We start from the raw sequence: 16,716 nt of genomic DNA on the forward strand, positions 1-16,716 counted from the left end.
CGCGCGCACCCGCTTCCTCGGCCTTGCGCGCAACCGGACCCACTTCGCGCTCGTCGCCATCGCCTGGAACGTCTGGAAGGGTGCGACCTTCCTTCGGCTCTACGGGCTCCGCGAGACCTGACGCGGGGGCGGGCGGCCCGAACGGGCCCGCACGGGTGCAGACCTCCGCCACCGTCCCTCGGCCCCCGGGGCACCCACGAATGCCCGAAAGACCCCGAAAAGAGGCCAAACCAAGCGTTTCGCAGAGGTCTCTTCAAAATATTTGCAAATATATTTCAAAATATATTTGCGCGCAAACTCGCAATTTCCAGGCAAGCCCGCCCTTATTCGTTTCATCCATCATTCCCCACCCGATCAACGTCACCACGCCCGGGCCCGTCGATCCCGTCACGAGCGCCCGCGCGCGTCCCGTCCTCCCTCAGCCCTCCACCACCAGCCGCGGCGCGCCTTGCGCCGCCACGACCTCCCCGATCACCGCCGCCTCGCCGAAGCCGCCGTCGCGGAACGTCGCGAGCACCGCCTCCGCCGCCTCCGGCGCGCAGGCGACCAAGAGCCCGCCGCTGGTCTGCGGATCGGTCAGCAGCGCCCGCTCCTCTGCCGCGAAGCCCGCCGGCAGCGCCACCTCCTCGCCGTAGCTCGCCCAGTTCCGCCCGCTCGCGCCGGTGACATGGCCCGCCTGCGCCAGCGCCCGGACCCCGGGCAGGAGCGGCACGGAGCGCCAGTCCAGCCGCACGTCGCACCCCGCCCCCCGCGCCATCTCCAGCGCATGGCCGGCGAGCGCGAAGCCCGTCACGTCGGTCATCGCATGCACCCCCTCGATCCCCGCAAGCGCCGGCCCCGGCCTGTTCAGCCGCGTCGTCGCCGCGATCATCGCCGCATAGCCGTCCTCGCCGAGCGCCCCCTTCTTCAGCGCCGCCGACATCACCCCCACGCCGAGCGGCTTGCCGAGCACGAGCACGTCGCCCGGCCGCGCGGCCGCGTTCCGGCGCACCCGGTCGGGATGCACGAGCCCGAGCGCGACGAGCCCATAGATCGCCTCCACCGAGTCGATGCTGTGCCCGCCCGCCACCGGCACCCCGGCCTCGCGACAGGCGGCCGCGCCGCCCCCGAGGATCGCGCCGATCGTCGCCGGCGACAGCACGTTGACCGGCATCCCCACGATGGCCAGCGCCATGATCGGCGTCCCCCCCATCGCATAGACGTCCGAGAGCGCGTTCGTCGCCGCGATCCGCCCGAAATCGTGCGGGTCGTCGACGATCGGCATGAAGAAATCCGTCGTCGCCACCAGCGCCTGCTCGTCGTTGAGCTTCCACACCGCGGCGTCGTCGGCGGTCTCGATCCCGACGAGCAACGCCTCCGGCGCCGGCATCGCCGCCGCCCCGCGCAGGATCGACGACAGCACCCCCGGCGCGATCTTGCAGCCGCAGCCGCCGCCGTGGGAGAGCGAGGTCAGCCGCGGCTCCTCCGGCCTGACCAGCGTCTCGGTTGCGACCATTGCTTCCTCCCTGCGCCCGCTCGGGCCCTGCCTTCCTCGCGCGACAATACCGCACCGCCGCGCCCTGCGAACCTCCCATCCCGGCGCCGGGGCGTCCATCCCGACCTGCGGCCCGGCGACCTCGCCCGGGCGCTCCGTCGCTCGACGCACATCCGAGGGCGGCGCGACCGGCGCCTCCCCATCCTCGAGCCCCCGACGCAGCCCGGCGCGCCCCGCCGGGGCAGCCCATGCCCCGGTTGTCCCGGACCGGATTTGCGACGCATCAAATCCGCGCCTGACCGCCGGCGCGAGCCGCATCCGCCCTGGCCCCTTCTCCCCCGCCGCCAGCGCGCAATGAAATCACCAACTTTCTATTCTTGTTTGAATCCAATAGATTGACCCCTGTCCCACCGTGGGACATTTCCAGATTCCGGCTCGATTGACACCACCGGGGCCGCCACGCTACGCCGGTTCCCGGAAGAGCAACGTCCCCGGTGGGGCGCGCGGACTTCAAATCCGTCGGGGGGCGCCAGGCGTCCCCGGTAGGTTCGACTCCTTCCTCTTCCGCCAGCGCCCCTCCACGCCCGGCACGGACGACCCGGCCCGGAAGCCCCCGTTCGGGGCCCCCCCTCCCGGGATCAGCGGACCGGCCCGGGGAACACCCGGCCGTCGAAGAGCTTGCGGGCGGTGCGGACGGTTCCCGCCCCGCGCAGCGCGCCGTCGGGCCCGAGGTCGAGGAACACCTCCGCCGCGCCGCCCGGGTGCTCGATCAGGAAACGCCCGTCCGCCGGGACCCGCGCCAGCGCCGCCGCCGGGCTCCCCGGCTGGAGGCAGGCCGTGGCCGCGGTGACGGCGGCGAGGACGCCGATCGAGGCATGGACGCGATGCGGGATGAAGCTGCGGGTCGAGATCGCCCCGCCGGCGGTCGGGGCGGAAACCAGCGTCATCTTGGGAACGGACTTCTCCGCCACGTCCCCGAGATTCATCCGCGGCCCCGCCTTCAGCCGGATCGCTTCCAGCCGCGCCTTCAGCGCCGCGTCACCCTCCAGCGCCTCGCGACTCTCCGTCCCGGCGGCCCCCACATCCCCCGCGGCAAGGATCACGCAGGGCATGCCGTTGTCGATCAGCGTGCAGGCGACCCCGTCGATCACGTCGACCGCCCGGCCGGTCGGCAGCAGCGCGCCGGTCATCGAGCCGGCGATGCTCTCGAACATCAGCGGGACCGCGGCGGCGGTTCCAGGAACGCCGTCGATAGAAGCGGCGCCCGCATAGCTCACCCGGCCGCCCGGCGTCTCGACCCGGGCGGTCGCCACCTCGCCGGTGTTCAGCATGTGGATGCGCACCGGCGTGACCTCGCCCGCCGCCGGCACGAGCCCGCGCTCGATGGCGGCGGGACCGACCCCGGCGAGGATGTTGCCGCAGGGCTGCGCGTCGGTGACCACCGGCCGGTCGACGAAGACCTGGAGGAACAGATAGTCCACGTCGGCGCCCTCGCGCGACGACGGCGACAGCACCGCCACCTTCGAGGTCAGCGGGTCGGCGCCGCCGATGCCGTCGATCTGCCGCGGGTCGGGCGAGCCCATGATCCGCAGCAGCAGCGCGTCCCGCCCGGCCGGGTCGGCGGGCAGGTCGGAGGCGAGGAAATAGGCCCCCTTGGACGTGCCGCCCCGCATCCACAGGCAAGGCACGCCCTCAGACATACCTCAGCCCCTTCGCCTCCAGCCGCGGGCGCATGTCGTAGATGTCGAGGCCGAGCTCCCCCGCCGCGAGGCGGGCGCGCTTGACCTCCTCGAGCGCGGTGCGCTTCTCCGCGGCGGCCAGCACCTCCGCCGCCTCGGCCCGTCTCACGACGACGACCCCGTCGTCGTCGGCGACGATGACGTCGCCCGCCTCGATCGCCGCCCCGCCGCAGACCACGGGCACGTTGACCGACCCCAGCGTCTCCTTGACGGTGCCCTGCGCCGAGACCGCCTTCGACCAGACCGGAAAGCCCATCTCCGTCAGGTCCCGCACATCGCGGACGCCCGCGTCGATCACCAGACCGCGGCAGCCGCGCGCCATCGCCGAGGTGGCGAGGAGGTCGCCGAAATAGCCGGCGTCGCAAGGCGAGGTCGGGGCGAGCACGAGGATATCACCGGCGCGCAGCTGCTCTATCGCCACATGGATCATCCAGTTGTCCCCCGGCGGGGCCGAGATCGTCACCGCCGAGCCGGCGACGCGCGCGCCCGCCCAGATCGGCCGCAGGTACGAGGCGAGGCAGCCGCGGCGGCCCTGCGCCTCGTGGACGGTGGCGACCCCGTGCCGCGCGAGCCCGTCGATGACGGCGGGGTCGGCGCGGGGCACATTCTGCACGACGACGTTGGCCATCACGCGGACTCCTTGCGCACCGGGGGCGTGCCGTGGGTATGGAAGCTCTCGATGGTCTTCAGCCCCCAGGCCTGCCCCTTCATCCGATCCTTCTGCGTCCAGACCACCGGCTCCCAGTCCGGCGCGAGGATCAGCCGCGCGCCGGCGTTGGCGAGCTCGACCCGGTTCCCCGCCGGCTCCCAGACGTAGAGGAAGAAGGTGCCCTGGATCGCGTGCTTGTGCGGGCCGGTCTCGATATGGACGCCGTTCTGCAGGAAGATGTCCGCCGCCCGCAGGATGTCCTCGCGCTGGTCGGTGGCGTAGGTGACATGGTGCAGCCGCCCGTCGCCGCCGCCATGCTCCTCGGTGCAGGCGAGGTCGTAGGTCTTGTTGTTGACGGTGAACCAGCAGCCGCCGATCCGGCCGTTGTCGAGCCGGATCAGCTCGGTGACCCGCGCCCCGAGGCAGGTCTCCATGAAGCGGCGGAACTCCGTCACGTCCTCCGCAAGCAGGTTCAGGTGGTCGAGCCGCCGCGGCGCCGCGCCGGTGAAGGCCGAGGCGGTGTTCTTCAGCGCCGCCCGCTCCGCGTCCTCCCGCGGCGCGTACCAGACGGTGTCCCAGTAGATCTCGAACACATGCCCGAACGGATCCTCGAAGCGGAACGCTCGCCCATGGCTCTGGTCGCCCTCGACCCAGCCATGCACCCGGTAGCCCGAGGCCTCGATGGCCGCGACCCGCCGCGCCAGCGCCTCCGGGCTCGCGGCCCGATAGGCGACATGCCCGACCCCCGTCGTCGCCGCCCGCGTCAGCTTCAGCGAGGCGTGCTCGTAGTCGTCCCAGGCCCGCAGGTAGGCCGAGTCCCCGTCCCGCCCCGAGAGCTTCAGCCCGTAGACCCGGGTGAAGAAGTCGAGGCTCTCCTCGAACCGGTCGGTCAGCATCTCGACATGGCCGAGATGGGCGATGTCGTGGCAGGGCTCGGGCATGGCGTCTCCGTTCCTTCTCTCGTGCGGTCAGGTCATCCGGCCGATCAGCCCCGTCCGCCACCAGAGCTGGTGCGCCAGCACGGCGGCCACGTGCAGGCCGATCAGCGCGAGCAGCAGGGTCTTGCCGAGCATGTGCGCGGCGGCGGCCGGGCCGACATGGCCGAACCAGGCGACGGCGCCGGAGGCCGCCATGGCGATCAGCAGCCCGTAGAACCCCCAGTGCGCCGCCCCCGCCGCCACGCGCGCCAGCCCCGGCTCGGCGGCGGGCGCCGGCGGCACGCCGCGCGTCAGCCGCAGCGCGAGCCGCCACAGGGTGAGCCCGAGGATCAGCACGCCGGCGACGATATGCCCGACGACGACCCCGGAATACTCGAAGCCGCCCTCGCGCATCCCCGCCCCGAAGGCCCGCGCGATCCCGTCGAAGGCGAGATACTGCGCGAGAACGAGGGCGGCGATCGCCCAGTGCAGGGATTTCTGGGTCCGGCTGTACTCCTGCGGAACGGCTCCGGTCATGGCGACATCCTCCTTGGCTCGTGACCGTCCTTCAACGCGCGCGCCCGCCGCTTCCGTCGCTCAGAGCTCGTCCACGGTGCGCGGGAACACCGACTGGAACCCCTCCGCATACCGCGCCTTCCGCCCCCCCGACTGCCCGCCGGAGTTGCGCATGAAGTGGTTCGCCCGGTTCTCCGCCACCCGGGTATAGTACTCCCACAGGTGCTCCTGCCCCGCCATGCACTCGATCGCCGCCCGCTTCCGCGCCCAGACGGGGGTGATGTCGAGGAAGACGTCGGGCTTCCATCCCATCTGCTCGGTCTGGTGCGGCTCGAAGAGATAGAGCTGCGGCGCCCCCAGCACCTTCCGCCCCGGCTCGTGCCCCCAGGCCTGCGCGATCATCCGGGCCTCCAGCGCCACCTGCGTCGCGTACATGTGGTCGGTGTTGTAGGGATCGTATGCCGAATGGCTCAGCATGAACGCCGGCTGCACCCGGCGGATCACCTCGACCAGCCGGAACTTGTCCGCCTGCTCCAGGTGCAGCGGATAGTCCCCGAGATCGAACGCGATCAGCTCCTGCACCCCGAGCGCCTCCGCCGCCCGCTCCGCCTCGGCCCGCCGCGCCGCCTTGACGCGCTCCAGCGTCATCCCCGGCTCCTTCCACAGCTTCGCGCTCTCGCCGCGCTCGCCGAAGGACAGGCACGCCACGGTCACCGCGTAGCCCTTCTCCGCATGGAGCGCGATCGCGCCGCCGCAGCGCCAGACGAAGTCGGCGGCATGGGCGCTGATGACGAGGGCGGTCTTGCCGGAAGTCTCGGCGGGCATCGGGCGTTCCTCCATGGCCTTGCGGGGCGTCGTCGCCCACATGTCGCGCCGATCGGCCTCAAAGCCAATTTCGAACTGCGTCACCTCCGTAAACTCCGGCTATGATCGACTGGCTGCGCGGCGGCCCCGGACCTGTCCCGGGGGGCGACCGGACCCGGGAGGCGGCAGATGACGGACGACGCGCGGATAGCACTGGTCGGCTTCGGCGAGGCCGCCCACGCCTTCCTCGACGGCTGGGGGCTCGCCGGCGGCGGGGTGTGCGCCTACGACCTGAAGCTCCTCGACCCGGCCACGACCGAAGCCTTCGCCGCCCGTTGCCGCGCGGCCGGCGTCGTCCCCTGCCCCGATCCGGCGCAGGCGCTCGCCGGCGCGGATCTCGTCCTGTCGCTGGTGACCGCCGACCAGGCGCTCGCCGCGGCCGAGGCCCTCGCCCGGCACATCGCCCCGGGCGCCCTCTGGCTCGACGGCAACTCCTGCTCGCCGGGCGCCAAGCGCGCGGCGGCGGCGGCCGTCGAGGACGCCGGCGGACGCTACGTCGACATGGCGATCATGGCCCCCGTCCACCCGAGACGCCACCTCACCCCGGTGCTCCTCGCCGGCCCGGCCGCCGCGGCGGCGGCCGGGCGGCTCGCCGCGCTCGGCATGGTCCCGGGCCTCGCCGGCGACCGCGTCGGCGACGCCTCCACCATCAAGATGCTGCGCTCGGTGATGGTGAAGGGCTTCGAGGCGCTCGCCGCGGAATGCGTGCTGGCGGCGCGGCGGGCGGGGGTGGAGGGCCCGGTGCTCGCCTCGCTCCAGGCCTCCGACCCCGGCTTCGACTGGACCGCGCGCGCCGCCTACAACCTCGAGCGGATGATGGTCCACGGAACGCGCCGCGCCGCCGAGATGCGCGAGGTGGCGGCGACGCTGCGCGAGCTCGGCCTGCCCGACCGGCTGGCCCTCGCCACGGCCGAGTGGCAGGCGCAGATCGGCGCGCTCGGCCTCGCCGGCGGCGAGGACGGTCTGGTCGGCCGCGCCGACCGCATCCTCGACCGCCTCGGATGAGCGCGAGCTTCCGCCCCCTCCGCCTGTTCCTCGCCGTCGCAACCTGCTCGACGCGGAGCGGTCCGGACAGGGAGGGCGCAGGCTTCAAGTGAGTCGAAGGGCGCCGCGAAATGCGGCGCTGATGACTGTGCGATGATTTTCACCGCACGCGTGCGAAGCCGGCCCCTATTCCGCCGCAAGCTGGGTCCGCTCGACCCGCTCCAGCCGGTCCTGCTCCACCACGGTGTAGTCGCGCGACAGCGGCACGGCGTCGATCTGCCGGGTGAGCTGCATCTGGAACACCTCGGAAGCGCCCCCGGTGAACATCTCCTCGGCCCCGAGCAGGTAGAACTCCCACATCCGGCAGAACCGCTCGTCGTACATCTCCGCGACCACCGCCCGGTTCGCCTGGAACCGCTCGTGCCAGTGCCAGAGGGTCTTCGCGTAGTGCAGCCGCAGGAACTCGACGTCGGTCACCCACAGCCGGCTCCTCTCGACGATCGGGAAAACCTCCGACATCGCCGGCGCATAGGCCCCGGGGAAGATGTACTTGCGGAAGAACGGGCTCGCCACGCTCGGCGGGCTCATGTGCCCGATCGAGTGCAGCAGCATCACCCCGCCCGGCGCCAGCAGCTGGTGGCACTTCCCGAAGAACTCCGGGTAGTGATGCACGCCCACGTGCTCGAACATGCCGACCGAGACGATCCGGTCGAAGCGGGTGTCGAGCGTCCGGTAATCCCGGAGCTCGAAGCGCACCCGGTCCAGCAGCCCCTCCGCCGCGGTCCGCTCCACGGCGAGCGCCAGCTGCTCCTTCGAGAGCGTCACCCCCAGCACCTCGACGTCGGCCACCCGCGCGAGATAGCGCGCCAGCCCGCCCCAGCCCGAGCCGATGTCGAGCACCTTCATCCCCGGCTCCAGCCGCAGCTTCGCCGCGATCAGCCGGCACTTCGCGACCTGCGCCTCCTCCAGCGTCTCGTCCCCCCGCCGGAAATAGGCGCAGGAGTAGAACATCTCCGCGTCGAGGAAGAGCCGGTAGAAGTCGTTGCCGAGGTCGTAGTGCCGCGAGACGTTGCTCTGCGCCTTGCCGATCGGGTTCGACTCGAGCGCCCGCTTGAACACCTTGCTGAGCCCGTCGAGCGCCCGCTGCTGCGGCTGCTCGAACAGCGCCTTGCGGTTCACCGAGAACACCGCGAGCAGGTCGCGCACCCCGTAGCCGTCCTCGAACGTCAGCCCGCCGTCCATGTAGGCCTCCCCGGCGTGGAGCTCGGGGTTCAGGAACAGCTTCCAGTAGAGCGACCTGTCCGAGATACGGATCTTGCAGGCAGGCCCCGGCTTGCCGGCGAAGACGTGGGGAGCCCCGTCGGCGTCGATGACGGTGAGGCTGCCGACCCTCACGAACGCCGCTAGCATCTTCGAGAGCGGGAACATCGCTGACCCCCTTGGCGTGCACGGAATCCGGTCGACAATATCGCGCCAGTCGGCGGCGTCGTCCACCCCGTGGCGATTCGGCCCCTGATTCGACCCGGACCGCGGCGCCGGCGCATCAGGCGCGCGCCTCAGAACTGCCCGCGCTCGCGCCGCAGCCGCTCGCCGATCAGGCAGTCGGGCGCCGCCTCGCCCGCCGCGAGGCGGACCTCCGCCTCCGGCGCCGCCCCGATCAGCTCGCGGAAGAGCTTGCGCCGGATCGCCGGAGCCAGCTCCTCGGCCTCGACCGCGGGCATCACGAACGCCCCCGGCCCGCCGATGACGCAATCCTCGAAATAGCCGGGCAGGTCGGCGAGGCCCCGCGACGGCCGGATCACGATCGGCAGGCCGTTGATGGTGACGCCGGCCGCCAGCGCGCGGTCGCGCGCCTCGGTCACCGGCGGGCCGACATTGTTCGGCCCGTCCCCCGAGACGTCGATCGCCCAGCGGTCGGCCGCGAAGTCGGCGGCCTCGATCAGCGCGACGCCATAGTCGATCGCCCGGGCGATCGAGGTGCCGAAGCTGGTATGGACCGGCAGCGCCTCGATCTCGCGGGCGAAGGCCTCGAGCCCCGCCGCCCCGTCGATCACCCGCCAGGGCACGGTCGAGTCCGCGCGCACCTGCCCCGCCCATTCGAAATGGCTGAGCGCGATGCGCCCGGTGCGCCCCGCCGCGACGATGCGGGCGAGGTCGGGGTGGCGCAGCGCGTCGAGGTAGCCGGCCCGCTGCACGGCGAGCTCCTCGAGGTCCATCGACCCGGAGACGTCGATCGCCAGCACGATCGCCGCGTCGACCGCGACCGGCCCCTCGGCCCGGGCGTCGCCGCCAGCCGCCGCAAGGACCGCAGCGCCTGCCGCCGCCCGGATCATGCCGGCCCAGATCATGCGGGATCGTTCCGCCATCGCCCCCCGACGCTAGCCCCGCTCGCCGCCGGACGCCCCTCACAATCCCGTGGAGAAGGCGCCGCCCTGCTCCCGAGCGTTCCGACCCTGTCGCCGGCTAGAGCGCGGCGCCCCGGCGCCCGGCCGTCGCGGTCGCGAAGGGATCGGCGGGCTCGATCCGCGACCAGCACCGGACCAGCTCCTCCAGCGCCCGCCGCGCCCCGTCGAGCGGGAAGGCCGCCAGCCGGCGCCCGGCCTCGCTGTAGACGTCCGCCTCTGCCCCCTCGGCGAGGCCGGAGAGGAACGTCGCCGCCGCGGCCGCGTCGTCGAGCAGCACGGCGACCGAGCCGTCGCCGCCGGAGCCGTCCACATCCCAGCCGACCCCGTCGACGTCGATGCGGAAGCGCACCGCGCCCTCGGCCATCCGCCAGCCGGGATCGCCGACGAGGATCGCCGCCTCGCCGCTGTCGTAGCCGACGACCGAGAGCCACTGCCCCTCGGCGTTCACCGTGTCGGCCGCGCACCACGACCCGCCGGCCCCGGCGTCGTAGGTATGCTCGACCGACCAGCTTCCCACCGCGAAGAGCGGCGTGCTGTCGAAGGGATCCGCGGCGGCCGCGCCCGCCCACAACGCCGCCGCCCCGGCCAAAGCCGCCTGCCACCCCATCGCCGCCCCCGCGCGCCCCGAATGAGAACGAAACAAGTCTACACAAATCCGCGACGCCGCGCGCGGGCGCCGGCGCGGCGGGGTTAACGGCGCCCGTGATCCCGTCGGCGGCCCCGCCTCAGGCGGCGAGGCCCTGCGGCGCGGGGAGGCCGCGGCGGCGGCAGGCGGCGGCGAGGGTGTTGGCGAGCAGGCAGGCGATGGTCATCGGCCCGACGCCGCCGGGCACCGGGGTGATCGCGCCCGCCACCTCGGCGGCCTCCGCGAAGGCGACGTCGCCGACGAGCCGCGCCCCGCCGCCCTCGCTGGCGACGCGGTTGATCCCGACGTCGAGCACCGTCGCGCCGGGGCGGATCCAGTCGCCGCGCACCATCTCCGGCCGGCCGACGGCGGCGACGAGGATCTCGGCCCGGCGGCACAAGGCCGGCAGGTCGCGGCTCCGCGAATGCGCCACGGTGACGGTGGCGTCGTCGCGCAGCAGGAGCTGCGCCATCGGCTTGCCGACGATGTTCGACCGGCCGAGCACCACCGCCTCGCGCCCGGCGAGCGAGCCGAGGCGGTCGCGCAGCAGCATCAGGCAGCCGAGGGGCGTGCAGGGCACGAGCCCCGGCCGCCCGACCGCCAGCGCGCCGGCGTTCGCGACGTGGAAGCCGTCGACGTCCTTGGCGGGGTCGATCGCGTCGATCACCCGGCCGGCGTCGATGCCGCCGGGGAGCGGCAGCTGCACGAGGATGCCGTCGATCGCCGGATCGGCGTTCAGCGCCGCCACCACCGCGAGGAGCTCGGCCTCGGCGGTCTCGGCCGGCAGCCGGCGCTCGACGGAGCGCATTCCCGCCTCGACCGTGGCGCGGCCCTTGTTGCGGACGTAGACCTCGCTCGCCGGATCGTCGCCCACCAGCACCACGGCGAGCCCCGGGGTGACGCCGTGCGCGGCCTTCAGCCCCGCCGCCTCGGCGGCGACCCGCGCCCGCAGCCCGGAAGCGAAGGCCTTGCCGTCGATGATCGCGGCGTTCACGGCCGGTCCTCCCCCAGCGCCCGCTCCTCGCGGGCGATCGACCATTCGACGAGGCGCGCCCAGATCTCGCCGACCAGGTCGGGGTCGAGCCCCTCGGCGGCGGCGATGGCGCGGACGTTGGCCATCACCTCGTCCACCCGCGCGTCGATCCGCGCGGGCAGGCCCTCGGCCCGCTTGACCGCCACCGCCCGGTCGATGCAGGCGGCGCGGCGGACCAGGAGCGCGACCAGATCGCGGTCGAGACGGTCGATCTCCCCCCGGATTGCCGCCATCGCCTGCATCTGTGCCCCGCCTCGCCGCCGCGCCGTCGGCCCCCGCTTATCGGGACGCGCCGGCTAGAGCAATGTCCAACCGGACGGAATCGTCCGGTGATTAAGACATTGCGCAAATTCAAGATTCCAGAGCGGACGTCCCGGCTCAACCGGGACGGACTCCGCTCTAGAACAATCCCTCGACCCGGCCCTCGGCGTCGAGGCGGATCGCGGCGGCGGCCGGCTGCGAGGGCAGGCCGGGCATCGTCATGATCTCGCCGCAGATCGCCACGACGAAGCCGGCCCCGGCGGCGAGGCGAACCTCGCGCACCGGGACGCCGAAGCCGGTGGGCGCGCCGCGCAGGTCGGGATCGGTCGAGAAGGAATACTGGGTCTTGGCCATGCAGACGGGCAGATGGCCGAAGCCGGCCGCCTCCCAGTCGCGGAGCTGCTGGCGGACGCGGGTGTCGGCGAGCGCGCCGTCGGCGCCGTAGATGCGCCGGGCGATCGTCTCGATCTTCTGGAAGAGCGGCATCTCGTCGGGATAGAGCACGTCGAACTGCGCCGCCCCGCTGTCGGCGAGCGCCGCCACCCGCTCGGCGAGCCCGATGGTCCCGCGCGAGCCCTCGGCCCAGTGCCGGCAGACGAAGGCCTCGGTCCCGTGCCCAGCCACGAAGCGCCGCACCGCCTCGGTCTCCGCGTCGGTGTCGGTCCCGAAATGGTTGATCGCCACCACGGCCGGCACGCCGAAGGCGCGCACGTTGGCGAGGTGGCGGCCGAGATTGGCGCAGCCCTTCTCCACCGCGGCGACGTTCGGCGTGTCGAGGTCGGCCTTCCTCACCCCGCCGTTGAACTTGAGCGCCCGCACGGTCGCGACGATCACCGCCGCCGAGGGCGCGAGGCCGGCCTTGCGGCACTTGATGTCGAAGAACTTCTCCGCGCCGAGATCGGCGCCGAAGCCCGCCTCGGTCACCACGAACTCGGCGAGGCCGAGCGCGGCCTTGGTCGCCGCCACCGAGTTGCAGCCGTGGGCGATGTTGGCGAAGGGGCCGCCATGGACGAAGGCGGGGTTGCCCTCCAGCGTCTGCACGAGGTTCGGCTGGAAGGCCTGCGCGAGCAGCACGGTCATCGCCCCGTCGGCGCCGATGTCGCGCGCCGTCACCGGCCGCCGGTCGCGCGTGTAGGCGACGATCACCTGGCCGAGGCGGCGCTCGAGGTCGGCGAGGTCCTCGGCGAGGCAGAGGATCGCCATCACCTCGGAGGCGACGGTGATGTCGAAGCCGGCCTGCCGCGGGAAGCCGTTCGAGACGCCGCCGAGCCCGACCACGACGTCGCGCAGCGCCCGGTCGTTCATGTCGAGCGCGCGCCGCCAGGCCACCCGCCGCGGGTCGATGTCGAGGGCATTGCCCCAGTAGATGTGGTTGTCGATCATCGCCGCGAGGAGGTTGTGCGCCGAGGTGATGGCGTGGAAGTCGCCGGTGAAGTGGAGGTTGATGTCCTCCATCGGGATCACCTGCGCGTAGCCGCCGCCCGCCGCGCCGCCCTTCATGCCGAAGCAGGGCCCGAGGCTCGGCTCGCGCAGGCAGATCGCGGCGCTGCGGCCGATCGCGTTCAGCCCGTCGCCGAGCCCGACCGTCGTCGTGGTCTTGCCCTCGCCGGCGGGGGTCGGGTTGATGGCGGTGACGAGCGCCAGCCGGCCGCGCGGCCGGTCGCGCAACCCGGCGAGGAAGCGCGCCGAGACCTTGGCCTTGTCATGGCCGTAGGGGATCAGGTCCTCCGCGCCGATGCCGAGACGGGCGCCGATCTCCTGGATCGGCCGGCCGCTGGCGGCGCGGGCGATCTCGATGTCGGAGGGCTGAGCCATGGGGTCTCCCGGATTGCGCGGCTGGGGCGGCGGGTCAGCGCCCCGCCGCGCGGGCCTAGGCGGCCTCGCGGCGCCTGCCCCTGCCCGGCCGATCCCGCCTCCAGCAAGCTCGCTCCCCGCTGAACCGCCACGATCCTACCGGCCGGCGGCCGCGCGCGCAACGACGGGGCCGGCGAATGCGTCCGGCGACAAATCTTCCTGCGCCGAGCGGCGACACCGTCCCGGGGCCGCGCGCTACGGATCATGTCCAGGCCGGGCCGCCTGTCCGAACCGCTCCGCGTCGAGCCGGGTGACATGCGCCTGTCGACCTGCGGGAGCCGTCGCAAGACAAGACGTCGCCGCTCGTTGACCCTTGCTCCCCTCCCTCGCGTGGCGTGCAACCGCTCCACACTGCACGACACCTGTCTGCCCTGCTGGATCCACGGGGCGCGCGCCGACCGAGCGACCGAAGCGGGCTTGCCCGCGAGGCCCGGCGCGACAGGCGAAAGCACGGCTTTCGCCGCGCCGACGGCTGGAGCGCGTTGGCGCGGAAGCCGTGAGGGGCGCCGATTTCTCCGGGAGCGCGCCATCCGTCCGTGATCGCCCCGGCGAGCGCGGCAACGCGCTCGCCCCCCGCAGGGGCGATCGCGGACGGATTTGCCACGGGTCAAATCCGTCTGGCGTCGGCGTCGCGGCCAGCCTCGGGCCGGGCTTCCTCTCCACTGTCGTGCAGTGTGCAACCGCTCAGGCCATCCAAAGCTCCCCCGACCAAGAATCAATGGCTTAGCGAGTTTTCACGCGTGAACACGCACGGCGCCCACCCGGATCCCTGCACGCGGGCGCGGCCCAGGGCCGCGCCCGGGCGCCGGCTCAGAAGTTGCCCTTCGAGAGCTCCGAGCCGATGTGGTCCGCCTGGCGCATGGCGAGCGCGACGATGGTGAGCGTCGGGTTCTCCGCCGCCCCCGTCGTGAACTGGCTCCCGTCCGAGACGAACAGGTTGGGGATGTCGTGGGTCTGGCCCCAGCGGTTCACCACCCCGTCGCGCGGGTTCTCGCTCATCCGGTTCGTGCCGAGATTGTGGGTCGAGGGATAGGGGGGCGTCGGCAGCGTCCGCACCGCCCCCACCGCCTTGTAGATCGCCTCGCCCTGCGCGTAGGCGTGGCTGCGCATGGCGACGTCGTTCGGGTGGTCGTCGTAGTGGACGTTGGGCACCGGCTGGCCGTTCTTGTCCTTGACGTCGTGGTTCAGCGTGACCCGGTTCGTCTCCTGCGGCATGTCCTCGCCGACGATCCACATGCCGGCCATCTTGTCGTAGCCGTCGATCGCCGAGGTGAACTCCCGCCCCCAGGCGCCCGGGTCGAGGAAGGCCGCCATGAAGGGCAGCCCGAGCGACAGGGTCTCGAGCTCGTAGCCGCCGACGAAGCCCCGGCTCGGATCGTGGCGCGCCTCGTCGCGGATCACCCCGGCCATGGTCGTGCCGCGCCACATCCGCACCGGCTGCTCGAAGATCGCATAGACCGACCCGGTGGTGTGGCGCATGTAGTTGCGCCCGACCTGGCCCGACGAGTTGGCCAGGCCGTCCGGGAACATCGAGGAGGCGGAGTTGAGCAGGAGCCGCGGGCTCTCGATGGTGTTGCCGGCGACGGCGACGATCCTCGCCTTCTGGCGCTGCTGCTTGCCGTCCTTGTCGAGGTAGACGACGCCGGTCACCCGGCCCTTGTCGTCATGCTCGATCTGCAGCGCCATCGCGCCGGTGCGCAGCTCGTAGTTGCCGCTCTCCATCGCCCGGGGCACGTCGGTGTAGGCGGTCGACCACTTCGCGCCCCACTTGCAGCCCTGGAAGCAGAAGCCGGTCTGCTGGCAGGCGATGCGGTCGTCGTAGTCGACGGCGTTGATCGCCATGTGGCCGGTGTCGACGTCCTTGTAGCCGATCTTGTGGGCGCCCGCCTCGAACACCTTGTAATTGTTGTTCCCCGGCAGGCCCGGCCGATCGCCGGTGCGGGTGACGCCCATCTTGGCCTCGGCCTTGTCGTACCAGGGCGCCATCTCGTCGGCGTCGATCGGCCAGTCGAGGAGGTTCGCCCCCTGGACCGGGCCATAGGTGGTCCTCGCCTTCCACTCGTGCGGCTGGAAGCGCAGCGAGGCGCCGGCGAAATGGGTGGTGGTGCCGCCGACCGACTTCACGATCCACGCGGGCAGGTTCGGGAAGTCCCGCGCGACCCGCCACGTGCCGCTCGTCGTGCGCAGGTCGAGCCAGGCGAGCTGGGCGAAGCTCTCCCACTCGTCGTTGATGAAGTCCTCGGGCTGATGGTCGCCGCCGGCCTCGAGCGCGACGACGGGAACGCCCTTCTGCGCCAGCTCGTGGCCGAGGACGCCGCCCCCGGCGCCGGTGCCGATGATGACGACGACGCTGTCGTCGTCGAGGTCGAAAGGTGCGGGCATGTGTCTTTCTCCCTCAGAGCCAGCTGATGTCGTCGAAGCCGCGGTGGATGTAGCCGCCCTTGGAGAAGCTCTCGCCCTCGTAGCCGAAGAGCGGCCAGACCTCCTTCTGGTTGTAGAGGCCGGTCACCATGCCGCCGCGGATCTTCTGGAAGAACGGCGAGGAGGCCATGCCGCGCAGGATCGCCACCCGGTCCGCCTCCCAGGGCGCGGCGGCATAGGAGGCATAGCCCGCGCCCTGCGCGGCGGCGTCGAGCGCGGCGACGCCGGCCTCGATCGCCTCGGCCTCCTCGGCGGTGTCGTAGCCCTTCATGGCGACGACGTAGTACTGGTCGCCCAGCCGGTCGTGCGGGTAGATGTCGCGGGCGAGGACGACGAGGGTCGCCATCGTCTCGGGCTTCAGCGCCATCACCTCCAGCGCCCAAGCAGCGTCGGCGGCGCAGATGAAGTTCGCGCCCACGGCGGTCGCGGCGACCGTGGCCAGGCTCCGCGACAGGAGCGCCCGGCGCGACAGCCCGGCCTTCCTGAGGGGGATTGTCATAGCTGCATTTCCTCCTGATCTTGCTTGCTTTTGGCTTGCTGGGTCGGGGGTCAGCGGAAGCGGCCGCCCTTCTCGATCACCTCGATCTGGTAGCCGTCCGGGTCGGCGATGAAGAAGAACCGCGCCACCCGCCTGCCGTCGTTCTGGAAGTCGACGATCTTGCGGGGCGCGAGGCCGGCCGCGGTCATCCGGGCGTGCTCGGCGTCGACGTCGTCGACGACGACCGCGAGATGGCCGTAGCCGTCGCCGAGCGCATAGGGCTCGGTGCGGCCCTTGTTCACCGTCAGCTCGACCTCGAAGTCGGCCTCGGGATTCGACATGTAGACGAGGGTGAAGGTCTCGAAGTCGATCCGGTCGGCGACCGCGAGCCCGAAGGCCTGCGCGTAGAAGTCGGTCGACCGCGCCTCGTCGAGCACGCGGATCATAGAATGCACGGCCTTCGCCATGCCGCCCTCCCTTTTTTCCGCGGCCTCGG

At 72.4% G+C, this 16,716-nt stretch carries 16 protein-coding genes and 1 tRNA gene; 2 read left to right on the forward strand and 15 right to left on the reverse strand.

Annotated elements, in window-relative coordinates; translation table 11 throughout:
• Positions 1 to 418 precede the first annotated feature (418 nt).
• A complete protein-coding gene (gene selD, locus KBB57_RS14760) occupies positions 419 to 1,495 on the reverse strand; it encodes a selenide, water dikinase SelD (protein ID WP_290751649.1) in 1,077 nt (358 codons plus the stop codon).
• Positions 1,496 to 1,950: 455 nt separating this feature from the next.
• On the opposite strand from selD, the gene KBB57_RS14765 reads away from it, so the two are divergent.
• Positions 1,951 to 2,044, forward strand: a tRNA-Sec gene (locus tag KBB57_RS14765).
• 68 nt (positions 2,045 to 2,112) lie between these two features.
• Here KBB57_RS14765 and KBB57_RS14770 read toward each other — a convergent pair.
• From KBB57_RS14770 to KBB57_RS14790, 5 genes are read right to left on the reverse strand one after another with little or no spacing between them, the layout of a single operon-like run.
• The gene (locus KBB57_RS14770; protein ID WP_290751651.1) at positions 2,113 to 3,174 is read right to left on the reverse strand and encodes a 4-oxalomesaconate tautomerase; all 1,062 of its coding nucleotides are present in this window, start codon (positions 3,172 to 3,174) and stop codon (positions 2,113 to 2,115) included.
• On the reverse strand, positions 3,167 to 3,841 hold the full coding sequence (locus KBB57_RS14775) for a 4-carboxy-4-hydroxy-2-oxoadipate aldolase/oxaloacetate decarboxylase (RefSeq protein WP_290751653.1): 675 nt from the start codon (positions 3,839 to 3,841) through the stop codon (positions 3,167 to 3,169). Before KBB57_RS14775 ends, KBB57_RS14770 begins: the two co-directional genes overlap by 8 nt.
• On the reverse strand, positions 3,841 to 4,803 hold the full coding sequence (locus KBB57_RS14780; protein WP_290751655.1) for a VOC family protein: 963 nt from the start codon (positions 4,801 to 4,803) through the stop codon (positions 3,841 to 3,843). Before KBB57_RS14780 ends, KBB57_RS14775 begins: the two co-directional genes overlap by 1 nt.
• A gap of 27 nt (positions 4,804 to 4,830) precedes the next feature.
• The gene (locus tag KBB57_RS14785; RefSeq protein WP_290751657.1) at positions 4,831 to 5,316 is read right to left on the reverse strand and encodes a cytochrome b/b6 domain-containing protein; all 486 of its coding nucleotides are present in this window, start codon (positions 5,314 to 5,316) and stop codon (positions 4,831 to 4,833) included.
• 60 nt (positions 5,317 to 5,376) lie between these two features.
• Positions 5,377 to 6,120, reverse strand: coding sequence for a PIG-L deacetylase family protein (locus tag KBB57_RS14790; RefSeq protein WP_290751659.1), 744 nt, complete (start codon positions 6,118 to 6,120; stop codon positions 5,377 to 5,379).
• A gap of 168 nt (positions 6,121 to 6,288) precedes the next feature.
• On the opposite strand from KBB57_RS14790, the gene KBB57_RS14795 reads away from it, so the two are divergent.
• On the forward strand, positions 6,289 to 7,164 hold the full coding sequence (locus tag KBB57_RS14795) for an NAD(P)-dependent oxidoreductase (RefSeq protein ID WP_290751662.1): 876 nt from the start codon (positions 6,289 to 6,291) through the stop codon (positions 7,162 to 7,164).
• Between the two features lie 165 nt (positions 7,165 to 7,329).
• Here the strand turns inward: KBB57_RS14795 and KBB57_RS14800 are convergent, their stop codons facing one another.
• The 9 genes from KBB57_RS14800 to KBB57_RS14840 all read right to left on the reverse strand — a co-directional run bounded on the left by KBB57_RS14800 (position 7,330) and on the right by KBB57_RS14840 (position 16,687).
• Entirely contained in the window at positions 7,330 to 8,571 is a 1,242-nt protein-coding gene (locus KBB57_RS14800; RefSeq protein WP_290751664.1) for a cyclopropane-fatty-acyl-phospholipid synthase family protein, read from the reverse strand.
• 128 nt (positions 8,572 to 8,699) lie between these two features.
• The gene (locus KBB57_RS14805; protein ID WP_290751667.1) at positions 8,700 to 9,491 is read right to left on the reverse strand and encodes a DUF1194 domain-containing protein; all 792 of its coding nucleotides are present in this window, start codon (positions 9,489 to 9,491) and stop codon (positions 8,700 to 8,702) included.
• A 115-nt stretch (positions 9,492 to 9,606) separates the two neighbouring features.
• Positions 9,607 to 10,155, reverse strand: a complete 549-nt coding sequence (locus KBB57_RS14810; RefSeq protein WP_290751669.1) for a hypothetical protein — start codon at positions 10,153 to 10,155, stop codon at positions 9,607 to 9,609.
• 118 nt (positions 10,156 to 10,273) lie between these two features.
• Positions 10,274 to 11,167: a bifunctional methylenetetrahydrofolate dehydrogenase/methenyltetrahydrofolate cyclohydrolase FolD gene (gene folD / locus KBB57_RS14815; RefSeq protein WP_290751671.1), complete on the reverse strand. Its 894-nt coding sequence runs from the start codon at positions 11,165 to 11,167 to the stop codon at positions 10,274 to 10,276.
• Entirely contained in the window at positions 11,164 to 11,439 is a 276-nt protein-coding gene (locus KBB57_RS14820; protein WP_290751673.1) for a chorismate mutase, read from the reverse strand. Before KBB57_RS14820 ends, folD begins: the two co-directional genes overlap by 4 nt.
• A gap of 166 nt (positions 11,440 to 11,605) precedes the next feature.
• On the reverse strand, positions 11,606 to 13,282 hold the full coding sequence (locus KBB57_RS14825; protein WP_290751675.1) for a formate--tetrahydrofolate ligase: 1,677 nt from the start codon (positions 13,280 to 13,282) through the stop codon (positions 11,606 to 11,608).
• 849 nt (positions 13,283 to 14,131) lie between these two features.
• A complete protein-coding gene (locus KBB57_RS14830) occupies positions 14,132 to 15,703 on the reverse strand; it encodes a GMC family oxidoreductase (protein WP_290751678.1) in 1,572 nt (523 codons plus the stop codon).
• Positions 15,704 to 15,716: 13 nt separating this feature from the next.
• Complete coding sequence (locus tag KBB57_RS14835) at positions 15,717 to 16,241, reverse strand: Twin-arginine translocation pathway signal (RefSeq protein ID WP_290751680.1); 525 nt, start codon at positions 16,239 to 16,241, stop codon at positions 15,717 to 15,719.
• Positions 16,242 to 16,291: 50 nt separating this feature from the next.
• Positions 16,292 to 16,687 (reverse strand): VOC family protein, encoded by a 396-nt coding sequence (locus tag KBB57_RS14840; RefSeq protein WP_290751682.1) that lies wholly within the window; start codon positions 16,685 to 16,687, stop codon positions 16,292 to 16,294.
• Positions 16,688 to 16,716: the final 29 nt, after the last annotated feature.

The organism is Amaricoccus sp. (assembly GCF_017993425.1).
Taxonomy (GTDB): domain Bacteria; phylum Pseudomonadota; class Alphaproteobacteria; order Rhodobacterales; family Rhodobacteraceae; genus Amaricoccus.